Here is a 7,685-nt window from a genome sequence, read left to right on the forward strand (position 1 = left end):
ATACCCAGATGGGCGAAGCCTGATTTTGTAACAGCTTCGTAAGTCACCGGATAATTCGGCTGACAAAACATGTGGTTTGTCCAGTCTCTTGGCCAGCGCCTTCTTGAACAGGATCTTGATGCTTCCATCAAGACTATCCCACTCCCGTTTGGCGCGTGGGTCGAAATACAGCGCGTATCGACTCACAGATCATCCAGCGAGACGGGAATAGAAGGTTCGGGAGAGGCAAGACGTTCACGTACAACCGCCAGCAGTTGCTGATCATCTTCTGAGATAACTGTACGCCGAACGGGAAGCTTGCCTGTTTTCACAACATACTCAAACGTCTGGCGGATGAGATCTGACGGTGTCACGCCAAGTTCAGAGAGCCGCTCGTAAGCAGCTTTCTTTAGGCTATCATCAATACGCAGGTTAATTGAAGCCATGATGTGTCCTCCACCAAACACAGCCAATATGTATGCCTTTACGTTTGTAAAGGCAAATATAATAGCCATCATGGCTATTATCGGCCTGCAGGCAGGTTCTAAACCGAAACTGAAGAAGTTTTTTTGTCAGATCCGGTTTGATCATTTGTGAAGAGCAATCGTCAGACACTGTGTCTCATCAAAAGTCGAAACGGAGATGTTGCAGACTATTCGAGAACAAGAATATCTCATACGAGTTCTTGAGCGAGACGTAAGACACAATGCATTAGGGCCTGTTCTGTCTCCTTCTTCCATCCCTACACTCTTGGAAGAATTTCAAGATCTAACAGGTCCTAGGAATTATCAGAGAACGGGCGAATGTTTCTTTTGTTTTGCACGAATGTACGATGCTTGTGCGATCTTTGAGATGACGACATACAGAGCGGGCGTTGTAATCATGGTTTGTAGTTGACTGACAAGCAGGCCCCCAACCAGTGCAAGACCAAGAGGCTGACGCAGTTCGATGCCGTAGCCGCTCATGATGATCAGGGGAACGGCACCTAGTGCCGCAGCGCAGGTGGTCATGACGATCGGTCTGAGCCTCAGGATGGACGCTTCACGGATAGCTTTTAGAGGAGAGAGGTGTCGTTCACGCTCGGCAAGAACTGCAAAATCCACGAGCATAATTGCATTTTTGAGCGATATCCCGGTGAGTAGAAGCATCGCAACTGTACCCATTCCTGAAAAAGGAAGCTGGAACACATCAAGGGCGATGATGGCCCCGATACTGGCAGAGGGAATTGTAGAGAGAATGGTCAGCGGGTGGAAGACGTTCTCGTAGAGCATTCCCAGAGTCAGATAGACGGTTACGATAGCACCAAGTATGAGAAGCTCGCTGTTGCGCGTGCTTTGTCCCGTATCTCCTTCGTCACTTATGAGTTGCCCTGTTATCGCATCCGTAAAGCCGAGGTTATGCTCCTCTGATTTGATGATGTCTTCCGCCTGTGAAAGGCTCACACCGGGAGCAAGTTCTAGGGAAATCGAAGCGGAACTGGTATATCCGATATGCGTCACACTCGCCGGGTCGCGTGTAGGAGTGAGCTTAGCCACGACAGAAAGCGGCACCAGGGATTCCGCGCCCGTGGCGACTGCGGATCCTGTTGATGTGTTTGCGCCACCAGCAAGCGAGTTCGCAATCTGATTTCTGAACGCCGATGCGGTTGAGGATATGCCAGAGGATGAAGAGCTGGGCAGAACGACACGGATCGTGTTCGAGGCGAAACTCCCCGAGGCGGAACCACCTGAAGGACTGACCCAGAATTGTTCCAGCAGGGCGGGGTCATGAAGAAACTGGTCTTCAAGGGTCAATGTACGTCAGCACGTGATCGAAGCCGCGTGCGCAGGCGCAATGCCGCTGTGGGAACAGGCGCTGCGAGTGGATCATTATCTGTCGGTCGAGGTGCAGGTGGGCGGTGCACGCCGCGCCGCACGCATGGCCACCAAATCATGGCGGGATACGGATGTGCTGCGCTTTATCCGCGCCAAGGAGGAAGGCGGCCTGTGGACCGCCAACCACTCCATCATGGTGGACGCCAAATTCTGGGACTATGTGAACGATCCCGCGAAGACCGGTCCATTGGCCGACCACGCCCGCATAGTATTTGCAGAGGCCATGCGGTGCGCATGGGTCAATGGTGAGCCAGGCTTTATCAACGGTGACCAGCTGGAAGATAACCGAACCGGCAGCGCACGGCTCAAGCAGGTGCATGCGGATGGACGGGATTTCCGCTCGCATCGCTATCAGGCAACCGAAGGGGCCGCGCTGCTGGCCGATCTGGCGCAACGGGCCACGTCCGCACATTTCCCGGTCACGACCAACCCGTGCGGCGAGATCACGCTGCATGTCACGGGTGGTTATTGTGTGATAGGCGATTTCGCGCCGCTGCTGGCCTGTCCGGTGGCGCCAGAGGAAGTGATGCCCGGTCAGGTCTCAGCCGAAACGGCGGACATATGGGATGCCCGCGTGCGGGATTCCGTGCGGCTGGGCGTGCGCTTCCTGCTGCGTGCCAACCGCATGGACGCGCTGTATGGCGAGGAAGTGCGGCGGACCAACCGGATCGGTATCGGTCCGACGGGTCTGCATGAATGGGCATGGGTGCGCTTCGGTCTCGATTTCAACGATCTGCTGGATGAGGACCGTGCCGCTCCCTTCTGGAATGCGGTGCGGGAACTCTCCACCATCGCCAAAAGCGAGGCGAATGCCTATGCGCATGAGACCGACACCGCCCAGCCGGTTACGGTCACAACGGTCAAGCCCGCAGGCACCACATCCAAACTGTTTGGTCTGACCGAAGGCGCACATCTGCCTGCACGGCGGCAATATCTTCGCTGGGTGCAGTTCAAGGGCGTGCGGCGCGAGGACGGCACGTGGGAGGCGGGAACCGACCCGTTGCTACCTGCTTACGAGCACAAGGGCTATCCTGTGCGTTCGCTGCGCAGCTTTCCCGGCATGAGCATTGTGGGCTTTCCCACCGTGCCACGTATCCAACGTCTCGGCATGGGTGAGCGCGTCGTCACGGCCCCTGAAGCCACGCCGGAGCAGCAATATCGGTGGCTGGAACTGCTGGAGAAATACTGGATCGGGGCGGAGCAGGGCAATCAGGTATCCTACACGCTCAAGATCTATACCGATCGGCATGATCTTGACGGTTTCCGCGCCATGGTCGCGGCCAATCAGCCGCATGTGCGCTGCTGCGCCGTGCTGCCCAGCCGCCCGGATTCCGGCCTTGGTTACGAATATCTGCCGGAAGAGGAAGTCTCGGCAGGCAAATTCGCCGCCATTACCGCCATGATTCAGGATGACGAGGTGCGTGAAGTGGTGGACTGGGCGCATCTGCAATGTGCCAGCGGCGTCTGCCCGATCTGAGGATCGGACGCATTTAGCCATACGAGAACCCAAGCGCAAATCGAGAGACGGTCTTCATGGGGCTTGTCGTAAGGGAAGCCCGACTACTCCCGTTCTGAGAGAACCCCAACAAACAGTCAGTCCTCTACGTCATCATCATCCAGTTCATCTTCATCATCATCCCAATCGCCCCCATCTTCATCTGCCGGAATGAGCTCAACGTTAAATTCTTCCAGAGCACCTTCCAGTTCTGGCTCAGCCGTCAATGGTGTGCACTTTCCCGCATCAAGGCATCGCTCGACCGCGCGATCAAAAAAGACGGTGCACAGTTCACCAGTAAACCGAGACTCATACAGAATGCCATCTATCTCCTCTGAGGTATTGTAGACGCGCTCGGAAAATTTTTGCCCTGCACCATGCGCACGCGCGCCGGAAACATCGGTATCAATCCCATAGGCAAGAGAGTTAGGTTTGCGTAGATCAACAAGATTGGCTGCCTTCTTGCTAGACACCCTGACGATACTCTTTGACGTCACATCATCCTGCGCAATAAGCCTCTCGTCATCATCGACGAACCGATCCCGGATCAGTGTTTCCGCCGTAGCAGTACGGACATCCGAGGCCGCATACAAAACATTATATTGACCCGATGGGCTTGAAAAACGAGAGGCTCCCGGCCCCATCCCGAGTGGGGTATCGTCGTATTCGCTCGGCATGATCCGGACATACTTGTTCACCTTAAACGTTGTTAGGGGCAGATCACCTTTCTTCTTACCCATTGGCCTGACACCCGAACTCGCCCTGAGCGGCATCGACCACGATCTGAGCATCCCCTTTGCGTAAAAGATCGATAGGACGCATATCTTTTGTCGTGGGATGTCTTTGACATAGCCAAAGCCAAGCTGACCGAGACGACGGGGATAATTTTAGAATATCCTCAATCCCCGCGACAGGTTTGCCATCAACAAACTGCTCAAGCGGATAACAGAAATTGCGATGATTCCGCTTAATCGCAACAATCCTGTTAGTCTCCCGCCATGAGTGCAGTGTTGATGTCGGAATTCCAAATTTTTCTTTTATTTCGCCAGCCTTTAATACATGCCCAGCCCAGCTTTCTATTGGCCTATCGATCACGAATTTTTTCAAATTCGAACCCACGGACTTTTTAGCATCTTGCGGGCCACTGATCTTGCTCTCATCCGAACCAACAACAGTTGATTTTTCTAAGGAATCTGTCCCCTTATTTTTAGGGTTGCCAATTTTTTGCTTTTTCTGTTCGTAATCAGCTCCAGCCAAATAATACGAGTAAATATATGCTACAATATCGGCAGACGAAAATCCGACATCGGCCATAGCAATGATTGAGTTCGCTATCGCGCTCTTGTTATTTTCCGATATTATTTTTGAGTTATTTATTGTTGTTACCGAAACGTTTCTAATTGCCTCCTGGACACTGACCTTTGGGCTCTCCGACATTGTTCCCGCAACTTTGGAAAGCAACTCCAGAACAGCTACAGATTGCCTCTCAGTTATCTTGAATTCACGCTTCAATGTTTGCCCAATTTCTCTACGAAACGCAGTCTTCACTGGTGATGAACCCATTCTAACCATGCTTGGTCCTCCAGAATTTCAACCTAACGGGATAGAGGTTAAGGCTATGTGATTATATTATCCATTTTATCTATTTTGTCCAGAAAAACAAAACTTAGAGACCAATTTACGGCAATATGGATTGGTCGCAATTTCACACCATTGGGTCACATACGAAACCCGTCCTCGTGGCAAGCTTAAAGACATGCACCCTTGCCATCCAGCGGCTGCACTAATGTGCCGCTGCGATATTTCCAGCCTTAGCAGAAAGTCATAGCAGTTTGGCAGAGATGCAGAACAACTTCACGGCTTCCCCAAATTTAGGCACGGCTTCATCTTTATCAGCCGTGGCCAAAAGACCGGGATCCTTCCCTGCGGATCCCACCCCAACCGTCTTGACCCTGCCCCGAACGTGCCCTCGGTTTTGAGATAGGGTCTGTGGGTTGTTGTATGCCTTGCTGGCGTGTTGAGGGGAGCCTCTTGCGTCATGCCGTTGAGGCCGGTGTGGGGCCTGACAGCGTTGTAATCAGCCAGCCATGCATTGATAACCGATCGGGCGTGGCCGAGGTTACGGGACAGATGCTCGTTAAGGCATTCGTCACGGAACCGGCCGTCGAAGCTCTCGACGAACCTGTTCTGCTGCGGCTTTCCCGGTGCGACGTAGTACCACAGCACCGACTGCTTTTCCTGCCAAGCTAGGATCGCGTACGAAGTCATCTCGGTACCGTTGTCGCTGACGATCATCAATGGCCAGCCGCGATGCTCCCCGATCCGGTCGAATTCGCGGCCGCGCTGTTCGCTTGACAGCGACGTATCTGCCACCAGCGTCAGGCATTCGCGCGTGTAGTCGTCCACCACTGTCAGCACCCGGAAACGCCGTCCATTGTTCAATGCGTCCGAGACGAAATCCAGGCTCCAGTGCTGGTTGGACCCGTCAGATAGCATCATCGGCGAGAGCATGCCGAACGCCCGTTTCCGACCATCACGCTTGCGGACCTACAGCCCCTTCTCGCGATACAGTCGGAACAGCTTTTTGTGGTTCATCGCCATCCCCTTCCGGTCGAGCAGGATATGCAGGCGCCGATAGCCAAATCGACGTCGCTCCGTGGCCAGTTCGTGTAAGCGTACTCGTGCCGCCTCTTCGGCCGGACGGCATGACGCATAGCGCCAGATCTTCGGATCAATGCCAATGAACCGACAAGCCCGCCGCTACGAATAGTCTTTCTCCCGGATCACCTAGGTCACGGCCTCCCGCCGCATCTATACCGAAGTCACTGACCGGCTATTCACGAAAATACCCCCTAATTCTTTCGCAAAAAGTTGGCCAACTTCGTGAACACCAATCTGTTCAGTTAATGCAGTTAAGTATGCAGGCAATTTAATATCCTCGAAAAGCTTCAATCCAAATTTGGTGTAGGGCCAAACCTTGGGCGTGTAATCAGTTAATTCTGATGATGCGGAGACGATTTGCACTGCTGCGAAGAATGTTGACTTCAGCTTGTCGTAGAGCGTTGCAATGCCTCTGGACTGCTTCAGTCTGGCAAAAAATCATTCGATGATATTTCGTTTTTATAATATTATTTCAACTGCTGCGATTGATATGAAGATAATAGAAGGTAAATTTGGAGAATAATGGTCTGCGGTGTCTGAGGAAAGTTTATGCTAGGGTCTTTTACTGCGTTGTACGGAAGATGTAGTTTCTTTTGGTCCTCCCTTGACCGCCTCAGAGCAGGAATTTCTGAGTATGATTGGCGCTTTCCGTAAAGTGCGTGAAACTGTTTGTGGACAAGCTGTTTTTTGTTCAATTGATTTTGCAAAGGAGTTGTTATGCCCCTTCTTCACTTCCATCTCGTTAAAGGTCGCAGTTCAGAAGAAATTCGCACATTGTTAGATGCTGCGCATGGAGCCATGCTGGCAGCTTTTAAGGTGCCGGAACGTGATCGGTACCAGATTGTTTCTGAACACAATTCCGATCATATGGTTATTGAAGATACCGGTCTGGATATCCCGCGTACGAATAAGTTTGTGTTACTTCAGGTAACATCTCGGTCCCGCTCTAAAGAGCAGTTTATAGAGTTTTATCGTATGCTGGCAGAAGCATTGCAGCAAAAATGCGGTATAGAGCCGTCAGATATTATGGTGTCTGTTGTGGAAAATTCTGCCGAACATTGGAGCTTTGGTTATGGACGCGCTCAGTTTTTGACGGGTGAACTCTAATTGATATTTTCATAAAAAAGCACGACCATAAATTTAAAGCAGATGCTTTGGCTCCGGACTTGTAACAGTCTTGTGTCGCTCAGAAAGTGATTATGCTTCTTGTGTTTCAAAAGCGAAGGGGCTCCTGATATTATCTAGATATCAATGGCATGGATTTTGGTAGTCAGGCCACCAAAGGATTGTCTGGTGGCCTGATCTGCGTTCCTTTTTACGGGCACCCGCACGCTGCTGGTGAGCGCGGACAGTCGTGCTGTCGATCATCATGTATTCGTTGTCATGGTCAGCAGCCATGATGCCGGAAAATCCGCTCGAACACACCGCTTTCATACCAGCGACGCAACCGCTGGCGTACGTTCTTCCAGTTCCAGAACCAGACAGGCAGCTCACGCTAGGGAATGCTACGGCGTGTCGTCAGTTAAGCCCTGAGTGTGGCACGTGAGGGTTGTACTTTGTGTCTGCGTGTGCTGACTGTTTTCCCGTTTTTTGGGGAGACAGACAGATGCGGCGCTATGGTTTACGCGATGACCAGTGGGAGCGGATAAAGGATATTCTCCCCGGTCGTAAAGGTC

General features: G+C 52.2%; 6 protein-coding genes and 2 pseudogenes. 2 read left to right on the forward strand and 6 right to left on the reverse strand.

The genetic code is table 11. The features are described from left to right. Positions 1 to 182: 182 nt before the first annotated feature. Together CSR02_RS13060 and CSR02_RS13065 are read right to left on the reverse strand one after the other, a co-directional pair. Positions 183 to 425, reverse strand: coding sequence for a type II toxin-antitoxin system RelB/DinJ family antitoxin (locus CSR02_RS13060; protein ID WP_099541951.1), 243 nt, complete (start codon positions 423 to 425; stop codon positions 183 to 185). 342 nt (positions 426 to 767) lie between these two features. Then, positions 768 to 1,772, reverse strand: a complete 1,005-nt coding sequence (locus tag CSR02_RS13065) for an efflux RND transporter permease subunit (protein WP_099541949.1) — start codon at positions 1,770 to 1,772, stop codon at positions 768 to 770. Between the two features lie 13 nt (positions 1,773 to 1,785). On the opposite strand from CSR02_RS13065, the gene CSR02_RS13070 reads away from it, so the two are divergent. Further along, a complete protein-coding gene (locus tag CSR02_RS13070; protein WP_244177010.1) occupies positions 1,786 to 3,330 on the forward strand; it encodes a hypothetical protein in 1,545 nt (514 codons plus the stop codon). Positions 3,331 to 3,446: 116 nt separating this feature from the next. Here the strand turns inward: CSR02_RS13070 and CSR02_RS13075 are convergent, their stop codons facing one another. From CSR02_RS13075 to CSR02_RS13085, 3 genes and pseudogenes are all read right to left on the reverse strand, one after another. After that, a complete protein-coding gene (locus CSR02_RS13075) occupies positions 3,447 to 4,088 on the reverse strand; it encodes an RES family NAD+ phosphorylase (RefSeq protein WP_196767389.1) in 642 nt (213 codons plus the stop codon). Next, entirely contained in the window at positions 4,081 to 4,920 is an 840-nt protein-coding gene (locus tag CSR02_RS13080; protein ID WP_064776277.1) for an antitoxin Xre/MbcA/ParS-like domain-containing protein, read from the reverse strand. Before CSR02_RS13080 ends, CSR02_RS13075 begins: the two co-directional genes overlap by 8 nt. Positions 4,921 to 5,373: 453 nt before the next feature. Then, a pseudogene (locus tag CSR02_RS13085) lies at positions 5,374 to 6,132 on the reverse strand (IS3 family transposase); the annotation flags it as partial. Between the two features lie 594 nt (positions 6,133 to 6,726). On the opposite strand from CSR02_RS13085, the gene CSR02_RS13090 reads away from it, so the two are divergent. Beyond that, positions 6,727 to 7,116, forward strand: a complete 390-nt coding sequence (locus CSR02_RS13090; RefSeq protein ID WP_099541950.1) for a tautomerase family protein — start codon at positions 6,727 to 6,729, stop codon at positions 7,114 to 7,116. 143 nt (positions 7,117 to 7,259) lie between these two features. On the opposite strand, the pseudogene CSR02_RS17070 reads toward CSR02_RS13090, so the two are convergent. Next, positions 7,260 to 7,504 (reverse strand): annotated as a pseudogene (locus tag CSR02_RS17070) (IS5/IS1182 family transposase); the annotation flags it as partial. Positions 7,505 to 7,685: the final 181 nt, after the last annotated feature.

The sequence above is a fragment of the Acetobacter pomorum genome, assembly GCF_002738225.1.
Classification (GTDB): domain Bacteria; phylum Pseudomonadota; class Alphaproteobacteria; order Acetobacterales; family Acetobacteraceae; genus Acetobacter; species Acetobacter pomorum.

Excerpts from the sequence above, each read along its gene's own strand:
- CSR02_RS13090 (WP_099541950.1), top strand. The coding sequence starts at position 6,727 with ATGCCCCTTCTTCACTTCCATCTCGTTAAAGGTCGCAGTTCAGAAGAA.
- CSR02_RS13060 (WP_099541951.1), bottom strand. The coding sequence starts at position 425 with ATGGCTTCAATTAACCTGCGTATTGATGATAGCCTAAAGAAAGCTGCT.
- CSR02_RS13075 (WP_196767389.1), bottom strand. The coding sequence starts at position 4,088 with ATGGGTAAGAAGAAAGGTGATCTGCCCCTAACAACGTTTAAGGTGAAC.
- CSR02_RS13080 (WP_064776277.1), bottom strand. The coding sequence starts at position 4,920 with ATGGTTAGAATGGGTTCATCACCAGTGAAGACTGCGTTTCGTAGAGAA.